This is a genomic window from Phycisphaerales bacterium (genome assembly GCA_029268515.1).
Classification (GTDB): domain Bacteria; phylum Planctomycetota; class Phycisphaerae; order Phycisphaerales; family SM1A02; genus JAQWNP01.
Genome location: JAQWNP010000001.1, coordinates 14,666 through 35,364 on the forward strand (window position 1 = coordinate 14,666; position 20,699 = coordinate 35,364).

Sequence of the window (20,699 nt, forward strand, 5' to 3'; positions counted from 1 at the left end):
TTGACTCTTTGTTAAGTAGTTTCTGGATACTTTCCTGTTTCCACTTCAAACCAATCTGGCAAACATCGCATGAGGTGTGGAAGCAAATCTTCTAAAAACTCAGTTGCTCTTGACACAAAAATTTCTTTGTTTTCGCCCTGCTTAAGAACTGCAGTAATTTGGACTTTGCAGTAATAGGAGTACTTGCTTGATAGGTCAAATGCAAATCGATGAACATCACCAGGTGTAACAGCAACTTGGCCATTGGCCAGAAAGAAATATCCAGCAAAAATCGGGGTTTCACCCATGTCAGGATGCCTAAACTCGCTTGTTCTTAGTTGGAAGTCACCTAAAGGCAAACGTATTGTTTCTTGATCACTAGTAACAGGATGCGGCCTTTGAATCTGTGGGTAGACATGCCCAAGTTCTTTCGGACTCTCATCTTTAAGCACCCATTCGGACTGATCAATATTTAAGTCAATATTCTCGGGAACAGCCATCTGCGGTTCGTATCCACCTGCAACAAAACAACGATCTGGCACATGTGGAACAGCATCAATTTGCCCAGTGTAATAGACAACATGTAATGTCAATCTACTGCTAGCAGCGTTTCCATCCAGTGCATATGTACGTGTTAAAAACTGTCCGGATCCGAGTGATTCAATCATCTCTTCACTCAGTACAACGTCTTCTCCTACCTTGTGCCAAGAACCTAACTGTGGCGGTAAAGAGGCAATCGCTAAACGGGGCTGTATCGACTCTTTGCGAAGATGCACATTCAACTGCTCAGCGATCACTTTTATCGAAATTGCAGAAATTGCCAGCGTCAGACAGGCGATTACAAATGCCGCTATTCCACTTCGACGAACATGGGAGCGAAGTACCAGAGGCTTTGATGCAGCAACTGTTTTAGCTTCTGATTCATTTTCAATGATCAGATTCTTGATGATCCAAAGCTCTCCCAAGAAAATCAAATAGGCCGGGATCAACCAAAACAAGCCAACGATAGAGTGAAAATCTCCGGCTGCAAATCCGGTATCGAACATGGACAAGAGAGAAAGTGTCACTACACGAAGTATGTTTACAAAAATGGCGGTTGGGAAAGCAGATAATACTAATAATGCCTGTTGCCAAAAACGTTTCAGACCCAAGTAAGCCATCGCAACACCGAGTGCCAAAAAAGCCATCAGCATGCGCATTCCGGAGCAAGCTTCAGCAACATTAAGTTGGCGAGATTCTCCATCAGCAAAGAGCTCTAACGTATTACCTGAAAGCGTGACATCATTACCCATTGCTTTAAGAGCAAAGAATGCACCGCCAGCCGCGATGTCCTGCATGCGAAATGTAATAATACTCAGGAATCGATCAGAGATCGTCTGCCCAAACACAAAGAGAAATAGCAGTGGAAACCAAATCCAAATGAACGCTCGATAACCACAGAATAGAAGTATGAGCCCCAAAGTTGAGATGCCAACTCCTAGTCCCATCAAATTATGGTGGCGCAACCACGCAAGGCTCTCACCAGTAAACGTACACAACCCATACCAAAGCACGCCCACGACTACAAGAAGAAGCCCTACCCATGCTCTCTGCAGAGGCTGCGCAAGAATCTTATTGCGCGCTAAGTAGACGAAGTAGCAGGCAATTAATGGTATGACGAGAGTATGCCCCCAATCAGCTTGCTGCTTAATGGCAAACTCAACTTGGCGGAAAAAGAAGTCCCAGAAGACCCAGAAATACAGAACCAGTAAAAGCGCAACTCCAGCGAGCAGAAAGAATTGATCTGCTTGGTCTGAATCGCGTGCCCGATCATCGGATTGGCTACGCCTGGTCTGAATAGTCTCACCTGTCATACTGTGGTCAGATCGACTATGCAGAGCTCAATGTTAACTGAGATTTCGATCCCAAAAACAGAAAGCCAGTTCAGAAATTCTAAACCGTTTGCTGGTGATCCTCGCCTACCTCCCTTGATAAGTCCTACGTTTATAAGGGGTAATGGAGTTCGACAAAACTGGCCATGAAATCTGGTCATTTAAGGGCCTGTATCTTTGAAATTGGGAATCTGAGCCCAAACAGCCTAATACGGCCCAATATACCCGAAAGGAAGCAGAACCCAGCGATTGAATTCGGCTAGTTGAAGCCAATACCGCCAGCATCACCACCACCACCAGCACCCCAAACGTCAAAGCCAAAATTGCGCTCTAGAAAGAAGCCGAATCCATAGTCGAATCGAAATCCATTACGGATGACTGCCAAGGGGGTTGCCCAGAAACTCGTGCCAATAATGACATGATCATCAGGACGAAGGTAGATATCAGGCTCTGTTCTTTGGCGAATGGCTGCTAAATTCAGCCTCACAGTTGCCTCCCAATTGTCACCAATCACGCGTGTCAAATCAACACGCCGGGGAATCGCGAGCGGACCTGGTCCACCAGCAGCTGCAACCAAGCGACTGAGTGTAAGTTTGCCTACTTGGGGCAAGTTGTAAACGCCCGGGCGAGAAATCTGGCCGTCTATATAAACGACACCTTGCTCAGGTCCATCAACATAGATCTGATCATTGGGCCGAATCACAATGTTGTAACTACTCTCTCCTCGGGCAAGCTCTTGATATGGAATTGCCAAAATCCGCTCAGCAAACATGCCGAGATCTTTATCTTCAAGGTCAGACGAACCCATTGGTGTGTTGGCTTGCTGTTGAGATCCTGGAACCTCAACCCACTGCCCCTTCTCTTTTACATAGATGTAAGACGGAGCAGTGCCTGTTTCAGATGAGTCAGTGACATCTACAATATCAATTGGCTGCTTGTTATTAACCTCTATAGGCTGAAGTTCATCAACATCAACAATTGGACCATCCTGCGCAAGTATGCCTGGCGAAGGACTCGCCCCTCCTTTTTCGAGTTGATCAATTAATGAATCAACGTCAACAGGATTTTCTTCCGTCGCAGGGCGTGCCGAAGAACCATTCTCCTGTGCAGGCATTTGGCCACGATCGAACTGTGTTTGCATCTCAGGTGAAAGAGGAAGCTGCCTGATGACATAAACATATTGAGTTGTCGCTGGCACACCACCTGACTGCGCAAGGGCTTCAATAAGCCGAAAGTCCGGCTTTAAGAGCGTGTATATACCAGGTTGGGTCACGTACCCATAAATGGTCCAGGTAAACCCACCAGCATCCTCTACAACAACATCAACCTCAGGATTCGACATCACCGAATCGCTGAGTGTTTGCTCAATTCGATCTTGGAGTTCCTGTGGCGTGAGGCCAGCAGCCAACTCTTCCCCAATCTCTGGAATGCGGATAAATCCGCCAGCATCAATACGTCGCGTTGTCCGAGTCCACTGCCCTTGGGTGTAAAGCTCAAAGATTTCAATGGTGACGACATCACCAGGTTCGATCCTGTAGTCCAAAACATTAGGCGTGAGATCCTCGGGCGTGATGTTGGAGATCTGGCCCCACTCCTCGTGCTGACGCTCGACAACATCCAGTCGGGTCAATATCGGAATCGTAGTCGCGGTGGTTTCCCATCGACCAGTCACTGATGGATCAAAGAAAGAATCAACCTCACAACCAGATTGGGCGACTGCCAAAAACATTAACCCTAAAAATGAGAGATGTTGTGCCAACTTTCTGGGCATCATGCTCTGTGTCTCCTGGACCACTAACTGGACTAATCCATCACAATTCGGGGCTGATGGGGGGGAAATCGCGACAACTATGGCTCGCTCATGGCTCGCTTGGTACTTATCGACCGTGCCCCCACTTAGAGTTGAACCTTACCTGGACTGAAGGGGCATGAGAGGGGGCATTTTGGGACCAACACGCAGTTTCTAGGAACCAGGGCTGGTGATTCGAGACCGATGCCCGCTACACTAGAGGGTTGCTGGAACCTCTACACCATGAGCTCAAGACTACCAACCACAGATACCGCCAACCCTGCTGCACAGCGGCGAACGCAGGAGCGCCACCCCCGTCCCCTCGGCGGCGATACTGCCAGGCATGTCGGTCCAGCTCAAATCAGCCTTTCCGGGCAAATTCTCAACAACCGAGAGACGGCACCAGCCCAACTCACCATCAAACGAAAGCCCAAGTGGCTTCGGGCCAAAATGCCTGGTGGCGAGGGTTTCGAAAAACTCCGATCAATCATTAAGACCAATCGACTACATACCGTCTGTGAAGAAGCAAGCTGCCCGAATATCGGAGAATGCTGGGCGAGAGGTACTGCAACAATCATGATCATGGGCGATGTATGCACACGCTCATGTGGTTTCTGCAATGTCAAAACAGGTCGTCCCATGGAGGCCGATGAAGACGAGCCAAGACGTGTTGCAGCATCAATCAGCCTCATGGGGCTCAAGCATGTTGTGATCACCTCTGTTGATCGTGATGATTTGCCAGATAGCGGCGCTGGAATATGGGCAAGCACAATTCGCCAGGTTCAAGAAGCGTGTCCTACGACGTCAGTTGAGGCACTGATTGGAGACCTCCGCGGCAATGCGGAGGATCTTAAGACAGTGATTCGTTCTCAGCCCGATATTCTGGCTCATAATTTAGAGACCGTGCGGCGAATGCATCCAGCGGTGAGGCCTCAAGCTAAATTTGAACGATCTGTAGAGGTCATTGCACGCATCAAGGAAGCTGGCCTCGTTTCGAAGACGAGCATCATGGTCGGTATTGGAGAGCGAGATGAAGAGGTCTTTGAGTTAATCGAAGAGCTTCAGGAAAAAGCATGCACAGACATCCTTACGATTGGGCAATACCTACAACCCACACGAAATCACCTGCCGCTGGATCGTTGGGTTCATCCTGATATGTTCGCTGCATACCGTGAAGCAGGATTACGCGCAGGCTTCCAAGTCGTCGAATCGGGCCCTCTTGTGCGAAGCTCATATCATGCCGAGGAACAGGCTGCTCAACTGAGTCCACAACGAAAAGCCACGGATGAAAAAATGTCTGAATTGCTAGGAACAGCAACTCAACGACGAGCTACTCATCCAACGAGCTCTTAGCCAGCCTGTCACCTAAAAGAAAATCAATAGGCTGCTTTGTCTGACCATGTTGGGCGAGATCTGCCAGCACTTCACCAATCAATGGCGTGAACTTAAAACCATGGCCACTGAATCCACAAGCAAAGCAAAGACCTGGAATCTCTTTGTCCCAGTCAATTATAAAATGCTCATCTGGGGAGTTGGTGTAGAGACAGGTCTTGTAGGAAAGAAACGGACCAAATCCATCAGGAAGTCGGGCAGCAAGAATTTCTTTTGCTTGCTCAAGCTCTGCTTCACCCAGTAATCTGTCGACCTTCTCCGGGTCTGTTCTAATGCCTTGCACATGAGGCGCTAGCTTCATGCCAGATTGCCCCGGAAGGAGAGGCATTCCATACCAATATTCGCCAGAGGGTTCCTCGCATATCCAGGCTGGAAAAATCTTTTCATTGAAGAGCTCCGGCTTTTTTGGCTGGAACCAAAACACACACTGGCGCGTGACCTCAAGATGTGAAGCCATGCTCGGCAACAATGACTTGGTCCACGGCCCGGCAGTAACAACAACCCGCTCAGCCAAATACTCCGCTTGCTCAGTTCGCACAGAAATTTGAGAGCCAGACTCGGAAAGATCTATGACCTGCTGATTACCAATGATTTCAGCGCCATGCTTGTGCGCCTGTTGCACCATCACCTCAACAGCGCGCGCCGCCATGACAGCACCTGCCTTTACTTCAAAAACACCGGCATAATCAGCCGGCAATTTGAATTGTGGATATCTACGTTTTAGGTCAGCATGGTCGAGTATTTGATGTTCAAGATCATGCTGACTAAGTGCATTCGCCGTCGCTGCCACAACATGTTCAGAAGCCGGACCCAAGAAGAGGCATCCACACCGATGCCAAAGACGATCTGCTGTTGACGCAGCAAGTTCTTCCCAATACTCAAAGGCACGCGCTGCCAGTGGAACGTAGTTTGTATCCTCATAGTAGCCGCATCGAACAATACGTGACACACCACCGCTGGAACCAAGATCATGCCCTATGGCATGTTGTTCTAAACCAAGCACACGAACGCCTCGACGAGCCAACTGCCAACAGGTGGCCGCTCCCATGCCGCCAACACCAATCACAATCACATCAAAATGCTTAGGCATTAATCAGACCTCATGGCTTTTAGGACACCTTACAGATCACTCTACCGTTACAAACCGAATTCTATAGCTCTCAGTTTCACAACCCCTGAATCAGTGACAACCAAAGGCCGTCAATGGGTCGATATGCCTCGGGGCCAGGCTCATGCTATATGACAGACACCTCAAATCCTCGGATACTCAAACAAACGATGGACGCCGCTCCAATCGCCATTCTTGCCATGGACTCGAGGTGGTCATCGCCTGGATCTGCCCACAGCTTTCAACGGTCAGATATGAGATGCTGGATATGAGTGCAAACGGCCTGAAAATTCGTTCCTCCTCTCCTCTCATTGCAGGAATGCTGGGTCGAGCAACCCGCATCCTTCCCCATGGCCAATGTTTAAATGAGACGGTGAGCATTGTCTGGACCAAATCCAGCTCTGATGGCACTTATATCGAGGCTGGCCTGCGTTTTCAGACCCCAGATCAATGATGCCATAAATTCTGGCCCTCTAATGAACCTAGACATTTCAGATCCGTATCAATGGCAGATGATCTACCGGAATGCACGTCATTCCGATCATGTCTCAGATCATCGTGTTCGCGAGTGATCGCGAGTTAAAAAGAGGCTCACAAGAGCCAATTTCGTTGCCGTTCTGATTTTCAATGGGCCTCCGACCCTTCCGCTCATTGTGCGTATATCTGCCTTGCCCTTCCGCTGCCAGACAAGCCGACGTGTATGACTTTATCCACGTTGCCTGCTGTCTCTGCATCCGGTCGGGGAAGACAGGGGCGTGGTATCTGAAAAGGTGCCACGCTCTTTCCCTCTCCTTTCCGGTGTGTGGCCGGAAGCGCTCTCGGGATTCGGTGCGTGCACCCGCTGCACAAACAGTGTGGCGCACGCACCATCCCACCCGAGTTATCCAAGAATGTCAGACCCCTTCCATCCGTGAGTGAATTACAAAATGCAGAAGACTAAGGGCGATATCGATCTTCATCTCTACCTAAGCCAGATTAGCAAAGTCGATTTGCTCACTGCTCAACAAGAAAGAGATCTAGGTTGGAAGATTATCAACGACGAATGCTGTGACTCCAAGCAACAGATGATTGGAGCCAACCTTCGACTTGTTGTTTCAGTTGCTAAGAACTTCACCAACCGAGGGCTACCTCTCTCTGATTTGATCGAAGAAGGCAATCTCGGTTTGATCCGAGCCGTTGATGGCTACGATCCTGCACACGGGGCGAGATTCTCAACATATGCAACTTGGTGGATAAAGAAGTCCATCAGAAGAGTGCTTCATACTGCAGGCCCACCAATACGCCTTCCAAGCCATCTCATTGAGCGCATCACTCGATGGCGATCAATTTATGATCGTCTGGAACACCACTTACATAGGCCACCCACACCAAGTGAATTCGCCGTGGCTGCAGAGATTGATCCAAATAAGATGGAAATGGTAAATCGCATCTTGTGCATTAATCAGCGTGCTGCAACGAGGCCGAATGATCAAAGTAACTGCAACTTAAGCCTACTAGACCTCTTTGAAGATCATCGCAGCTTGCGCCCTGAAGAGACTGCGCAGCACTTTGAACAAAAATCCCGTCTACGAGACTGCCTCTTTCTACTGGATAACCGATCAGCTCGAATTGTACGGCTTCGCTATGGACTAGAAGGCACGTCACCAATGTCATTGAGACAGGTCGGAGAAATAGTGGGACTCACGCGAGAACGCGTCAGGCAAATTGAGATGGCGTCACTACGTAAACTACGTCAACTCATCGACTATGGAACAAACTCCGAAGCTGGAAAAAATCACACAAGGGCCAAGACAAATGCCCCTTCAAGACTTGTACCAGAATCACTAAGATCTGCTTAATTCGCGTCTATCGACCAGTCGATCAACCGTGTTGCTATGAACTAATGACCAATCCGCAACCAGAGTAGATGACTACCAGATAGCCAAATGACGCCTGTGATAAACCACGACGCTTCTGACAACCAGCCAATTTGCTGTCTTGCAACTCGATGACCGACTCCATTTTCTTGGATAGACTTACCGTCAACTGCTGCATGAATCCAAGGCGTGCGAGCTGAGTTTGGATCTAACCTAACTGCTTTCATAGAGCTAATGTAGCTGCAAATAAAACCAGCTTGCTGAAGGATGACCTCCTCTCGATCATCAATCCATACGCGCCGATTACGCGCCATGGCCACTCGTATACAATCTGCAACTTCAGTGACTTCAAGCGCACAAGAGGGGCCCTGAATATTCCAACTAAGATCAGCAGGCCAGCACAACCCCTTGCGTGCATCGATCAAAAGAGACTGGGCTACTACGCCTTCTCTTTTCATGGTTACGAGTACTCGGGAAGGCAGCACTGAGTCACCAATTTTTCCATACTCAGCACAAATCAAATTGGCATAGATCGGATCATGCCATTGAGGCTGCAGTGAGCTAGCCCCAGGGTTAAGTAAGAAGCTTGCTTCCCACCAACCGGCCGCCATTTGAGACGCAGGACTAGACAGAACCTGTTTCACAGGCCACACCAAGCAGAACGCAATCAGTGTCCAAACACACCACCGCAGGGGAAAACCAATTGTTCTTGGCGGCGTCGCTTTTCGCAGCGATGCTTGATCTAGCGTCGAGCCACACTCGGAACAACGGCTAAATGGAGACGCAGCATCAACAATTGAATAGCCACAACTTCTGCATTGAAGACGACTTACAAATGTGGGGATCGGCTTGCGTTGCTTTCGAAGCGAAAAAGCCACCAAGGCAAACAGATAGAGGACGAGAACCCCTCCCAGTACCGCGTATACAACGAACTCGATTTTTGACCCCGGAATAGACATGTACTCGCCACACAATACGAGAAATAAGGCGAATAAGGCGCAACTTTATACCACTATGCAAAACTATCCTCATCCCAAAACACCAGCCGATTGAGCCGCGACTTGCAAATGCCTAATTTGCATCCACTTATCAACATTTTTAAAATGGATCCAGACCTACAGAATCAGTGTCGATGTCGTGCGTATCAGCACCGATCGCGTACGTTAGAGACTTTTATCGTATTTATAATCGATATTAGAGTAGGAACGAATAAGATTGGCCAGTTCCATCGAGCATCGCCCCGCTCGTTCGCATGAAAGCGTCTTTTGGACCGTTAAAGATGCGATATGGCCCAAGAGATCCCTCGCTGCCAAGATACAGCTAACCCGGCAACGAGGCCGTCGACGGCGCATCCTGAGGCAACAATCTCATGAGGCAAAAAGGCCAGCAATAGCAGCCCTCAGAGATCTCTGGCTCAAAATGGCAACACGTTTGGTTTGCAATGACTGGCAATAAGAAACCACAATCGTCTCAAATGACACAGCTATAATTTCAACAGCATATGAAGCACCGCCTCATGCTCATCATTATCATAATCATCGCGCTTTATGTCATATGGTGTGTCATTGCCTATCTCTTTCAAGGTGAAATGGTCTTCCCTAGGCGGTATGCCAACCAGTGGCAACGTGTAAGTGTGCCAGACCATATCGAAGCACTTTGGCTTGACCACCCAGATTCTATACGCACCGAAGCATGGTTCCGGCCTGGCGAAGGAATAAGCTCCGATCGACCTGGCCCTTTAGTTATTTATGCGCATGGAAATGGCGAGCTTATAGATAACAACATTGAACTATCAGATTTTTTATATTCACAGTCAATCTCAATATTGCTTATTGAGTACCGAGGCTATGGTCGATCCCAAGGCACACCATCAGAGCAAGCAATCGTGCGAGATGCTCATAGATGGATCGAGCAGATGAAACTTCGCCAGGATGTTGATGCCCGACAGCTCATCTACTGGGGCCGCTCAATTGGCGCCGGTGTCATGTGCCAGTTGGCTCTCGAAGAACCGCCGGCTGGACTCATCTTGCAGACCGCCCTTCTCAGATGCGACACATTCGCTTGGCGTTTTGGCTTTCCCCCATTTCTCATGCGCCATCCATTCCGCACCGATCTAGCCCTACCACGTATTTTCTGCCCATTGCTTATTCTGCAACATACGACAGACCAAATCGCACCAATCACAGATGGACGAATGATGAAGCAACTTGCAGCTGGGCCAGTCACCCTTATTGAATTGAACGGCACACACAATGCACTCGCTAGCCAAACAGAACAGGAGCGACAAGAGCTTGCCATCAGACAGTTTCTAAAGCTCATCCAATCGAACATTTCATATTGAACGGCTTAGATTGATCACGCTTGATCGACGTGTATGTCAATTGCGAGTATCCTCATGTCGTTAGCAAACGCGAACAAACCCATACCCACGATACACAAGAGTACTGGCCTATTTATGTCAGAGAAAAGTGCCTATCAGTCCATTCGCGTAGCTATTGCATTGCTGATTAGCATTGTTGCAACGCTTGTGATCTGGATTTTCCTGGCCACCATCTTTGTATCCATGCTGCCAGAAAAACCCCCCGTAGAAGAAGCCGTAGCGACGACCAGCACCGTCATACTTGCTATTGCTGCTGCTGCCATCAGCAGCATTATTGGCGGCTACATCACCACACTTATAGCGCCAGACTTTGGACTCGCTGGAAGTTTCTTACTGGGCATCGCCCTGATTGTGCTTTTTGAGCCATTGGCTCGAGAAGCTGCACACTTCCCTACATGGGCATGCATTACGCTAATGGTCGTCTTTATACCAGCAGCTGTTTTTGGTGGGCTTGTCAGAACACGAATTCAAGCCGCTCCTGATGAATCGCGCACAACTACATAAATGACATTTTACTGCCAATGCGCACGGCGTCGCACTGCTTGTCAATGAGGCGACGAATCTGGATCGGCTCTTTCCGGTTGTTCCGTAACATCGAGTGCCTGGCCAGCGAAAATCATGCTACTGATACCCAATGCGGCAGAGAGAATCGAACCGCCAATCACACCAATTCGCATGGCATCTTCGTGTGCCGATGAATCAGTAAAGGCAAGACTTCCCAGAAAAAGACTCATGGTAAAACCAATACCTGTCAGTGCGCCAATTGCAAACAAGTGCCCCCAAGTAGAACCCCGCGGCAACGTTGCCCATCCTAATTTGATCGCCAGCCATGCTGAAGCAAACACACCGAGTGATTTACCCAGACATAAGCCTGCAGCAATCCCAACTGGAACCTGCCAAATTTCAAACGCGCTACGAATTGACTCTGAATTGAATGTAATACCGCCATTACAGAACACGAACACTGGCAAGATGACAAATGCCACCCACGGGTGAAGAAGGTGCTCAAGGTGCCGCAACGCTGAAAAACCTTTAGCGTCAGGCTTTAAAGGAATAGTCAATCCAACCGCCACACCAGCTAACGTCGCATGTACGTGAGCCTCTAAAATACAAATCCAAATGAATATGCCTATGAGAATGTACGGCGCAATTCTCTTGACACCGACCATGTTTAGTAACACCAATAAAAGAATGCCTACTATTCCTGCGACAAGAAATCCCAAAGAGATGTCATTGGTATAAAACACCGCAATAATAGAAACAGCTAAAATGTCATCAACAATTGATAAAGCCACCACAAATGCTTTGCATGCGACAGGAACACGTGTCCCTAACATTGCAATCACACCTAATGTGAATGCAATATCAGTTGTCGTTGAAATAGGCCAACCCCAAAAGCGAGTCTCATCCATTCCACCGATGTAGTTGATGGCAAGATAAATCACGGCTGGCCCAACAATTCCACCGATGGCTGCCACACCAGGCAACACCACCTTCGAAACAGATGCGAGTTCACCATCTAAGATCTCTCGCTTGATCTCGAGCGCCAAAATCAAGAAAAAGACCGCCATCAGGCCTTCATTAACCCAAATCAGCAGTTCCTCACGAAGACTGGCCTGCCCAATACTAATTTCAATTGGTATATCAAGGAACCACTGGTACACCGATGATACACCGGGCACATTGGCAATAATCATTGCAAGAACGAGAACAAACAACAGCAAGATGCCGCCAGCAGCCTCAAGTCTAAAAAACTGCTCAAAGTAGGAAACGCCATCGTTCTTTTTTACGGGTGGCAGAGAGGGCACTGAATTGTTTGTCATGACTCGCACCTTTTATTAACGGAAGCTACTTCGCCCTGTCCATTTCTTTTTGTACTCACATTAGCCAAACACTTCCTAAACCAACGAAATAGTTGATTTTCAAGCCACTGTTTTTGATCCCGACTCACAAATCCAACATGTCCTCCACGCTTTGTCATCGACAAGCATATCGTTGGCATTGCGCCAAGCTCCTGCATTGGCAACTTGTCGGACAAAATAACTGGATCATCACTCGCATGCAGCATAAGTGTTGGCACCGAAATGGAATTGATCCATGGCGCCGGGCTCACACCACGATAATAGGATTCTAAGTCTGAAAAGCCATGCGCAGGAGCGGTGTAGCACTTCTCAAAGTCTTCCATCGTACGGGCCTTGCTGATCGCTTCAATATCAAGGCCATCTTGGCCAACCACCTTATTTTGATCAATCAGTAGCTTTGCTTTTCGCTTCATGGTTCGTAAAAAGAACCGACCGTAAAAACGAAGTCCAATATCAAGACAATGTGAGTCTCGGCTCGCTATCAGTGGCGCTGAAACAGTCGCTGCGCCACAGACATTTGATGGCATCGTTGAAGAACATCGACCTAACCAATTCGCCACAATACTCCCACCAAGACTATATCCCACCACCACGATTGGTCGCGTTGGCTCTCGCGCTGCTGCCACACGAACAACTTGGTCAAGATCATCTATAAACCCGTAGTGATATGTTCGAATCGTCTGCCCTAAAGGCCTTCCGCAAGTACGGTGGTTTACTGCAATGCCGTTAAAACCTTCTCGCAATCCTCGGCTCATTAAGCGAAGCATATATTTTGAGCGAGACGATCCTTCGAGACCGTGGCAAGCAATAATAAGTGGCGCACCAGGCTGCTGCGTCGTCAAATCAATATCTATGAAATCGCCATCTGCACTTTCCAGTACTTGGCGCGTATAAGAAATAGGCTCCGAACGACGGCAGAGAAAGGCATAAGATGTCTGCAAATGACGACCGCAAAGCCAACGAGGGGTGCGCAAGGCGTCAACTTCAAACGAGTTAATCCAGCTGGGACCTAAACGGCTCTTCTCTAACACATTTGAGTCTTTCGCGGAGGACATACTCGTGCGCTCACTCAACTTCCTACTCTTTCTCACCATTGATTAAATACGTTTCTTGCCAAACCTTCATTTCACCCGAGTCCCATGGAGATTCTCCAAGACCAAGATAACCGAGCCCTAGCATACAACCCTCCATCGGGTTCATCTGAGTAGAATTCTTCAGCAGGCTGCTGTGCCATCCTACGTGAACCCCAAGCAGGCATTCACTATTGTCAGCATTGATCCCTTCAGGCAAGATTGCGGTGAGATGCGGACCAATGCTGGCCGACTCGCTCAAAGAAACAAATGTTACTCCGTCGTAATCGTTTTCATTTCGCTGCTGCTCATCTTGGAGTTCATCTGAATAAGTCTTTTCACCATCGACTATCAAATAATCAATCTTATATGCTAAACCAAAGCGTAGTCGCCCATGCGACCCTGCCCGATGAACGCGAAACCACAGCGTCACTTGACCCGAGTCATTCGTGCGGCACGTCAATTCGATCGTACCTCGTGCATACTGACTCAGCTCTGCTTCCGAAAGAAACCCATCAATAATGCCCTGCTCAATGACATCACCCCAACACTGATTCCATGGCCTGGTCTCATCAAGCTGCATCTCAAGCCCCTGATTGATCAGATACTGTCGATGTGGATCACTAAGCTTTTTATTTGCAATACGACTATCCAGCTCTTTCAGAACAGCGGTACGCCAACCTTCATCAGAACTACCAAGCTCAACCTCCACAAGCCACCAGTTGGGCATGTGAGGCATCCATTTATCGCTACGCAACGTGACCCAACCAATAGACACAAACCAGGCCAGTGATGTACCTAGCAAGAGAACGCCAAGCCACGCACATAGCGGTCGTTGCTTTCGAGCTCCCAAACGAACAGATCGATTGCCTGTCAGATCTCGGCCGCATTCCGAGCAACGCAACGGAACAAGACCTTCCTCTTCTGCTAATTGCGATTGACACTTTCGGCAATGAGGCGCATCACCACTCCGAATGCCGCGCCATCCAAAACCCAGCAGCAATACCCCCAAGCCCATCAATATAAAGCATAGAAATATGGCCATTTTGTAATAGCCATTGTACAAGAGCTTCTAAGCAGTGTCCCTTATGGTCTATTGATCCTGAAAATCAACACCAACCGCGATACTCAAACCTAATTCAGATCGTTCCAAAGTCATCTGACCTTGCTGATCGGCGACGAAGTTAAGTCGAAGTGGCGATTTTTTGTCTACCGCACAACCAGCGAAAACCCCATCACCCAATGGCGATAGAACAACACTGAATTCAGCAAGAGAATCTACTGGCTCCATACAACCGACCGTCAGGTCAGGGGTCAGCGTGAGTTGATAGACAACCGGCATTCGACTAAATGTCACAGCGAAGTAGCAAATAGGATCGTTCAACGTAGGTATGGCTCCTAGGATGTGTAGCGATCGTGGCGCGCCATGGAGATCGATACAGTCTTGCCAGTCCTGCAATATTGGCCCACTACCATGGCCTCGGCCAATAGAATTGACTGACCGCTTGAACTCTTGTGGCTCACCGCGAAGAAGTGGATCCATGAGATCTTTGACTCGATTACTGAGATACTTCATTCTTGCAGCTGTCGCCGCATCTAAATTGCGACCTAAATACAGACGAGCAAACGCTTCTTGCCCAACCCCTGTCGCGCGTAGTTGTTTCTGGTCACGATCTATGCGTAACAAGCTGCCATCAGTAAACGTATAAATTCCAACATACCTTTGCAGCTCTTCCTCTGAATGTGGCATCACACGTTCTGCTACGACGGAGTGATCTTCACCAACAAACTTAAGATTACCTGGCGAACCATCTGACTTATATTCGTATTCAACTGTGATATCAGAGCGATTATCTACAGCTGTTCCAACAAATTTTGAATGCGAAACTGGAACCAGTTCTACCTTAACTGGATGTGTCTCTTTGACTGGTACAAATGACTCAATCATTCGATTTAATGAGTAAGATATTTTCCATGTTAAATTGGTTTTTTGAAACTCAATTGACACATAAACTGAGACGCCCTCACTATCTGGCACCGAACCAAGAACGGTTGCACTTCTAGGCTTCCCCACCATTTCAACATAAGTCATCCACACTTCAGCAATTTCATTGCTGCCCTCTACACTAAGTACTGGATCAAGATCCGCACGAAATGCAGGCATACCTTCCGTAATCAGATTGCTCATTGATTTATGAGCACGTTTGTTAAATTGCTGAAAGACCCAAAGCCAACCATTCTGAAACGTATCTCCATAGAGCAAAATCCCTACAGCCTTCTCGCCTTGACCGGCAATTGTAAGACTGGATTCATGCTCGCTCACAATAAAACGATCACCATTTGGCAGCAGAAAATCTCCCGCAAATGGAGCCATTTCAAGTGGTATAGGATTTTCATATTCTGTTTGAGCAAAGGAAACAGCGCAAACGCTGCTGAGCACAAGTAGAGCAAATACGCCGGAGCAGAATCTTACAATAGATTTAGATATCAACATTTGCTCCCCTCGAATTATAGTTTTGGGCAACAACAAGCATCGACGTGTCTACAAGACAAATTCAATCCCCCATGGCGATTCCATGAGATTGCCTGTCGACCAAGTCACTCCGTTTCGTGTTCCCACCATCACCTCTATCACAAATGGTATAAATAGAACTTGCGCACAACTCGTAGGGTCCGAGAATAGGCCGATCAGCCAGATAGATCGTTGCGGCCAGTAGAACATCTCATGTTCAAGTACAATCTTTTTCGAACGCCGTACCTAGAGGATGCAGAACAATGCCACCCCCTGTCGTTGATCTTCGAAGTGATACTATTACACAGCCCACGAAGGCGATGCTAGATGCAATGATTTCGGCACCCCTTGGCGATGATGTCCTTGGCGACGATCCAACGGTCATTGCACTCCAAGATCGCGTTGCAGCCATGCTCAACAAGGAAGCCAGCTGCTTTGTACCTTCCGGGACAATGGCCAACCAGGTGGCAATTCGTGCTTTGACTGAGCCAGGCGATCAGATCATTGCACACTCAGAAAGCCACGTTTACAAATATGAATCAGGAGCCCCTGCAGCACTCTCTGGATGTAGCTTTTACTTTGCTCATGGTGAAAAAGGACAGTTCAATTCAGAAGATGTAACGGCAGCAATCCAACCACAAGATGCACACTTTCCGAAGTCTGCACTGGTTATTCTTGAAAACACCCACAATCGTGCGGGTGGCACCATCTGGCCCCTTGATCGCTTGGAATCAGTAGCAACTCGTGCACGCGAACATGGACTGGGACTACATTTGGATGGCGCTCGCTTGTTTAATGCCTCTGTGGCATCGGGCGTCGCCCTTTCAGAGTACGCCAAGCACTTTGACACAATTTCAATGTGCTTTTCAAAAGGTCTGGGTGCGCCCGTCGGTTCTATCGTCGTAGGAAGCAAATCGTTGATAGCCCGTGTTCACCGATTTCGCAAACTCTTTGGTGGCACCATGCGACAATCTGGTCTCCTTGCAGCCGCTGCAATCTATGCGCTTGATAACCACATCGAACGCTTAGCTGAAGATCATGAAAATGCCAAGGCCTTGGCACATGGCATCAGCAAGATTACAGGCCTAGATGTCAATGTTGATGATGTACAGACTAATATTGTATGTTTCCAAGTGGACCCAACTATCGGCTCCGCTTTTGAAATCTGCCAGAAGCTGGATGCGAGGGGCATTCGTATTTTCGACATTGGACCACAACTACTTCGTGCAGTCACACATCTGGGAATTTCATCTTCGGATATTCCTATCGCCATTAAAGAGATAGAACACGTAGTGACAGATGCCGCCCATTCAACTTCTTAACTGTCTCGTTGATTTTGGCGGGCCTTAGCAATAAATGGTGCTGCTCGAACGCGCAGCCAAGCCGTTTGACCTACCGCTCCAATCGTAAATGCGATGATGGCAACAGAAATACCCGTAACAGAGTTCATCCACACGCCTATTACTAATGTGGCTGTTGTCAGAATGAGCATTACCAGTACTGCTTCAGTGACCCCGCGGGTACGGTGATGATGAACGAGAATGCCCTGATAAAGAGCCGTCCACACTGATACCCAAACGAGAACAGGTGTCAGGCGAAGTGCTTGTTCCGCCACAGACGCAAGCTGATCATCTAGATGGTTTAGATAACGAAACCATCCTGCTGTGAGTGGCGTGTACCCAACGATCACTATCAGCGCTGTCGTCAAAATAGCAATCATCAGCGTAAAGCGCCCGAGCACTCGATTTGCATTGGGCCGCCCCCATTGATTAACAACAACTTCAGTCATTGCCACACCAAGGCTTCGAATCATAAATACCAATCCATTGAGTGCTGGCCATGCCGCCAGGGAGGCGAGTGCTAATGGCATCCGACTCATACCTGCTGAACCAAGTGGCTGAGCCACCATAACAACCAGCGGAGTCAGCGCTAGGGGCACATAGAAAGCCAGTAATCGCGAAAGGTTCATCGGCGGTGCCGCTTTTCCATGAATGAGCCCGACTTCAGCCAAGGAATGCCCACACTCTGGGCAATCTAATCGCTCAGGATCCACAATAAGAAAGTTGCATCCACCACAAGCATCTTGTGATGCTTTTAACGGTGCGCTACGTAATGTCTGACGGGAAGCAATCCTCGCAAATACTGCTTCAGCAATAACGCCAAGACTCAAAGCCGCACCACCAAGCACTGCTCCCTCAATCTTCTCGATTGAAAATCCAATAAGCAACACCGACGCTGTAAACAGAAGTCGCATCGCCGTGCCAAGACCAACCAAATTCGATTGGTTCGCTCGAATGAGAAGGCCTTGATGAAATCGCCGATCAGCGATTGCCCACGTCCACGGCAGCATGACGAGGAAAGCCAAACGCGCTGGGCCTCTTGCTACGACAGGAATGTCGAGCAAATCACCAACAATAAAACCCCATAGTGGCGTGCTTACAATCAGCAAATGCAGGAGTGTGAGGCCTGCAGCCAACCACATCATGAACTTCTTGAGAACAATGATGCGCTCACGATCGGAACAAAGGGCGGTCGATGCGGTAAGCATCATGATCACTGGAGCCTCAATAAGAAGTGCCAGTGGAAATACAACCCCACCAAAAGCAGCTAATTGTCCTTCTGCATTGCCCATGCGCGCGACAATGGCACTGATCATAGGAATCTCGATTCCCATCAAAAGCCAACTCGCCGCTAACGGCCACCATGAAGTTGCCGTTTGTTTCCAGACAAGTGGACTAGCTTGATTCGCTGGCGAGGTGGTCATAATGCTCTTTGTTAGAACTTGGTTTGAAATACAAAAATAACTACCGAACAGTGATGACCCAGGACGCTAACTGGCCGAGGTCCAGATCAAGACCATGGCAGGCAGTGCCATGGCGCGATAATCAGTGAGAATGGTCAATATGTGACTATGAAGAACGATCTTATACATTGCCTGACGGCATTATTGAGGTATTCTGAAGGATCAGACGAGGGCGAGGGCTTGGTTTCAGGAGACTGAGCTTTTTTTATTGGGCACGAAGCCCGCTTGACCGTGACTTTCTGACGATGACTTTCGAGGAATCCTTTTAGACGAATGACAGGAGAGTGTCCAGGTGTGCGGCAAGCGATTTAGTAAATATGCGTTGATGCTAACAGTGTGTGTCCTGAGCTCTATGAACAACCCTGCGCTGAGTAGCGGTAATGGAAAAACAAGCCGTGGTGATCGATCTGATTCAAAGAGCATCGATCAAACCCAACCACTTGAAGTTAATGGCCGCCTCGTCTATCCGGAAGGATGGCCAATTGGCGCCGCAATGACTCCAGCTGAGAGGTCATGGAAGGCAACCCAACTGCCACTTCGCTCTGGAATCAATGTGCTGCCACCAGAAGGCCCCATTCGCTGTGTTGCAGAGTACGAGCCAATGGAAGGCATTCTCGTTGCATGGGAGGGCAATAACAGCTGGAAAAGTATTCTCGCTGAGATGGCTTCTCACATCACAACTACTGGGAATGCCAACATATTTGTCGTTGTCGATAATAACTCTGAAGGCACATCCGCTCGAAATTCTATTGTTGCTCAAGGCGCTGACAGTTCCAGAGTTATCATTATTGTTCGCACGACTAACACCATCTGGATACGGGATTATGGACCACGCTTCATCACCGAGGGTGGATGCCGTGCGATCGTGGATCACGAGTACAACCGCCCCCGCCCCTCTGATAATGCGCTGAGTAGTTATCTCAGTTCACTCTGGGATTTTCCCTACTACGAAATTCCGCTTACCCACGGTGGGGGCAATTACCATCTCAATGGTATTGGCGAGAGTTTTGCAACCCAGCTCATTGCGAACGAAAATCCGTCCCTCACTGAAGTGCAAATTGTGGACTATTGGCAGGATTTTCAGGGACTCGATACGACTCTTACCCCTGCATTTCCGACATCTGTTGACTCTACACAACATATTGATATGTGGATGCAAATTGCTGATGACAGGCTTGCATTAGTAAGTGATTGGCCAAATAACGTCGGCTCTACTCAAGATAATATCTGTGACGACACAACAGCTGATCTGTCTAGTTCAGGCTGGACTGTTTTACGACCACCAGCTCGAAGTATTGGAGGAACACATTACACATACACCAATGTTGTGATGTGCAACGACCTGGTACTTATTCCTAGCTATGACTCATTAGCTTCAGAAAACGCACAGGCACTTGCCGTTTGGCAAAGTGCTGTACCGGATAAAACAATCGTTCAAATAGACTGCGATGCAATTGTGACGGCCGCTGGAGTAATGCACTGTATTGTGATGCATGTTCCTTCTCCTCAAGGTGGCGAGCAACCAACTGCCTATCTTCGTTCACCACGCGGCGGCGAGGTATTGGAGCCAGGCACAACCATTAATATTGAGTGGATCGCTGATGACAACGATGATGTAGTCATTGACTTAGAACTGTCCACCGATGGTGGCGCGACATTCGCAAACATCATTGCTGCCAATCTGAGCGACAGCGGTAGCTATGCGTGGCTTGTGCCCGATTTATTCAGCAATCAGGCTCGGGTCCGTGTACTTGCACGTGATAGCCAAGGAAACACTGGCTCTGATCAGAGCGATAGCGATATCACGATCAACGGAACACCAACGCTTGTGGGTGATATCAATATGGATGGCATCGTAGACGTGGCTGACTTTTCACTCTTCTTGATTGCCTTCGGCACCTCCTGTGACCCGAATTCAGACTGCCCTTCAGATCTTGATGGAAATGGGAGTGTCAATGTTTCAGATTTCTCACTATTCCTCATCAACTTTGGGCAATCTCAGTAGCGGACCGGCCCACCCAGGATCAGAGTGACGAACCGACTCTCCTTTTGGCGGCGAAGCCTTGAATTGAGACTC

At 48.4% G+C, this 20,699-nt stretch carries 15 protein-coding genes; 6 read left to right on the forward strand and 9 right to left on the reverse strand.

All coding sequences use genetic code 11. The features are described from left to right. Window positions 1-11: 11 nt before the first annotated feature. Entirely contained in the window at window positions 12-1,832 is a 1,821-nt protein-coding gene (locus P8J86_00055) for an exosortase/archaeosortase family protein (GenBank protein MDG2053076.1), read from the reverse strand. 277 nt (window positions 1,833-2,109) lie between these two features. After that, a complete protein-coding gene (locus P8J86_00060; GenBank protein MDG2053077.1) occupies window positions 2,110-3,624 on the reverse strand; it encodes a polysaccharide biosynthesis/export family protein in 1,515 nt (504 codons plus the stop codon). Window positions 3,625-3,882: 258 nt separating this feature from the next. Here P8J86_00060 and lipA point away from each other — a divergent pair, with 258 nt between their 5' ends. Beyond that, entirely contained in the window at window positions 3,883-4,992 is a 1,110-nt protein-coding gene (lipA, locus tag P8J86_00065) for a lipoyl synthase (protein ID MDG2053078.1), read from the forward strand. On the opposite strand, the gene solA is transcribed toward lipA, so the two are convergent. Next, window positions 4,970-6,121 (reverse strand): N-methyl-L-tryptophan oxidase, encoded by a 1,152-nt coding sequence (gene solA, locus P8J86_00070; protein ID MDG2053079.1) that lies wholly within the window; start codon window positions 6,119-6,121, stop codon window positions 4,970-4,972. The two genes, lipA and solA, sit on opposite strands and share 23 nt — an antisense overlap. A gap of 944 nt (window positions 6,122-7,065) precedes the next feature. Between solA and P8J86_00075 the strand changes: the two genes are divergently transcribed. Next, a complete protein-coding gene (locus P8J86_00075; GenBank protein ID MDG2053080.1) occupies window positions 7,066-7,977 on the forward strand; it encodes a sigma-70 family RNA polymerase sigma factor in 912 nt (303 codons plus the stop codon). A 41-nt stretch (window positions 7,978-8,018) separates the two neighbouring features. Here P8J86_00075 and P8J86_00080 read toward each other — a convergent pair whose 3' ends face one another. Next, window positions 8,019-8,954: a hypothetical protein gene (locus P8J86_00080; GenBank protein ID MDG2053081.1), complete on the reverse strand. Its 936-nt coding sequence runs from the start codon at window positions 8,952-8,954 to the stop codon at window positions 8,019-8,021. A gap of 557 nt (window positions 8,955-9,511) precedes the next feature. Between P8J86_00080 and P8J86_00085 the strand changes: the two genes are divergently transcribed. Both P8J86_00085 and P8J86_00090 read left to right on the forward strand, forming a co-directional pair. Continuing rightward, entirely contained in the window at window positions 9,512-10,336 is an 825-nt protein-coding gene (locus tag P8J86_00085; protein ID MDG2053082.1) for an alpha/beta hydrolase, read from the forward strand. 114 nt (window positions 10,337-10,450) lie between these two features. Further along, the gene (locus tag P8J86_00090; protein ID MDG2053083.1) at window positions 10,451-10,879 is read left to right on the forward strand and encodes a hypothetical protein; all 429 of its coding nucleotides are present in this window, start codon (window positions 10,451-10,453) and stop codon (window positions 10,877-10,879) included. A 41-nt stretch (window positions 10,880-10,920) separates the two neighbouring features. On the opposite strand, the gene nhaA is transcribed toward P8J86_00090, so the two are convergent. From nhaA to P8J86_00110, 4 genes are read right to left on the reverse strand one after another with little or no spacing between them, the layout of a single operon-like run. After that, window positions 10,921-12,198 carry a Na+/H+ antiporter NhaA gene (gene nhaA, locus P8J86_00095; protein ID MDG2053084.1) on the reverse strand — a complete coding sequence of 426 codons (1,278 nt, stop codon included), beginning with the start codon at window positions 12,196-12,198 and terminating at the stop codon, window positions 10,921-10,923. Further along, window positions 12,195-13,292 (reverse strand): alpha/beta fold hydrolase, encoded by a 1,098-nt coding sequence (locus tag P8J86_00100; protein ID MDG2053085.1) that lies wholly within the window; start codon window positions 13,290-13,292, stop codon window positions 12,195-12,197. The genes nhaA and P8J86_00100 overlap by 4 nt, the downstream gene beginning before the upstream one ends. Before the next feature lie 22 nt (window positions 13,293-13,314). Continuing rightward, window positions 13,315-14,352 (reverse strand): hypothetical protein, encoded by a 1,038-nt coding sequence (locus P8J86_00105; GenBank protein ID MDG2053086.1) that lies wholly within the window; start codon window positions 14,350-14,352, stop codon window positions 13,315-13,317. A gap of 48 nt (window positions 14,353-14,400) precedes the next feature. Continuing rightward, entirely contained in the window at window positions 14,401-15,801 is a 1,401-nt protein-coding gene (locus P8J86_00110; protein MDG2053087.1) for a hypothetical protein, read from the reverse strand. Window positions 15,802-16,082: 281 nt separating this feature from the next. On the opposite strand from P8J86_00110, the gene P8J86_00115 reads away from it, so the two are divergent. Beyond that, a complete protein-coding gene (locus P8J86_00115) occupies window positions 16,083-17,141 on the forward strand; it encodes a GntG family PLP-dependent aldolase (protein MDG2053088.1) in 1,059 nt (352 codons plus the stop codon). Here the strand turns inward: P8J86_00115 and P8J86_00120 are convergent. Then, on the reverse strand, window positions 17,138-18,583 hold the full coding sequence (locus P8J86_00120; GenBank protein ID MDG2053089.1) for a hypothetical protein: 1,446 nt from the start codon (window positions 18,581-18,583) through the stop codon (window positions 17,138-17,140). The two genes, P8J86_00115 and P8J86_00120, sit on opposite strands and share 4 nt — an antisense overlap. A gap of 331 nt (window positions 18,584-18,914) precedes the next feature. On the opposite strand from P8J86_00120, the gene P8J86_00125 reads away from it, so the two are divergent. Further along, entirely contained in the window at window positions 18,915-20,627 is a 1,713-nt protein-coding gene (locus P8J86_00125; protein MDG2053090.1) for an agmatine deiminase family protein, read from the forward strand. Window positions 20,628-20,699 lie beyond the last annotated feature (72 nt).

Bases quoted from the DNA above. Each gene is read 5' to 3' on its own strand.
- P8J86_00055 (MDG2053076.1), bottom strand. From the start codon at position 1,832: ATGACAGGTGAGACTATTCAGACCAGGCGTAGCCAATCCGATGATCGG.
- P8J86_00060 (MDG2053077.1), bottom strand. From the start codon at position 3,624: ATGATGCCCAGAAAGTTGGCACAACATCTCTCATTTTTAGGGTTAATG.
- lipA (MDG2053078.1), top strand. From the start codon at position 3,883: ATGAGCTCAAGACTACCAACCACAGATACCGCCAACCCTGCTGCACAG.
- solA (MDG2053079.1), bottom strand. From the start codon at position 6,121: ATGCCTAAGCATTTTGATGTGATTGTGATTGGTGTTGGCGGCATGGGA.
- P8J86_00075 (MDG2053080.1), top strand. From the start codon at position 7,066: ATGCAGAAGACTAAGGGCGATATCGATCTTCATCTCTACCTAAGCCAG.
- P8J86_00080 (MDG2053081.1), bottom strand. From the start codon at position 8,954: ATGTCTATTCCGGGGTCAAAAATCGAGTTCGTTGTATACGCGGTACTG.
- P8J86_00085 (MDG2053082.1), top strand. From the start codon at position 9,512: ATGCTCATCATTATCATAATCATCGCGCTTTATGTCATATGGTGTGTC.
- P8J86_00090 (MDG2053083.1), top strand. From the start codon at position 10,451: ATGTCAGAGAAAAGTGCCTATCAGTCCATTCGCGTAGCTATTGCATTG.
- nhaA (MDG2053084.1), bottom strand. From the start codon at position 12,198: ATGACAAACAATTCAGTGCCCTCTCTGCCACCCGTAAAAAAGAACGAT.
- P8J86_00100 (MDG2053085.1), bottom strand. From the start codon at position 13,292: ATGTCCTCCGCGAAAGACTCAAATGTGTTAGAGAAGAGCCGTTTAGGT.
- P8J86_00105 (MDG2053086.1), bottom strand. From the start codon at position 14,352: ATGGCCATATTTCTATGCTTTATATTGATGGGCTTGGGGGTATTGCTG.
- P8J86_00110 (MDG2053087.1), bottom strand. From the start codon at position 15,801: ATGTTGATATCTAAATCTATTGTAAGATTCTGCTCCGGCGTATTTGCT.
- P8J86_00115 (MDG2053088.1), top strand. From the start codon at position 16,083: ATGCCACCCCCTGTCGTTGATCTTCGAAGTGATACTATTACACAGCCC.
- P8J86_00120 (MDG2053089.1), bottom strand. From the start codon at position 18,583: ATGACCACCTCGCCAGCGAATCAAGCTAGTCCACTTGTCTGGAAACAA.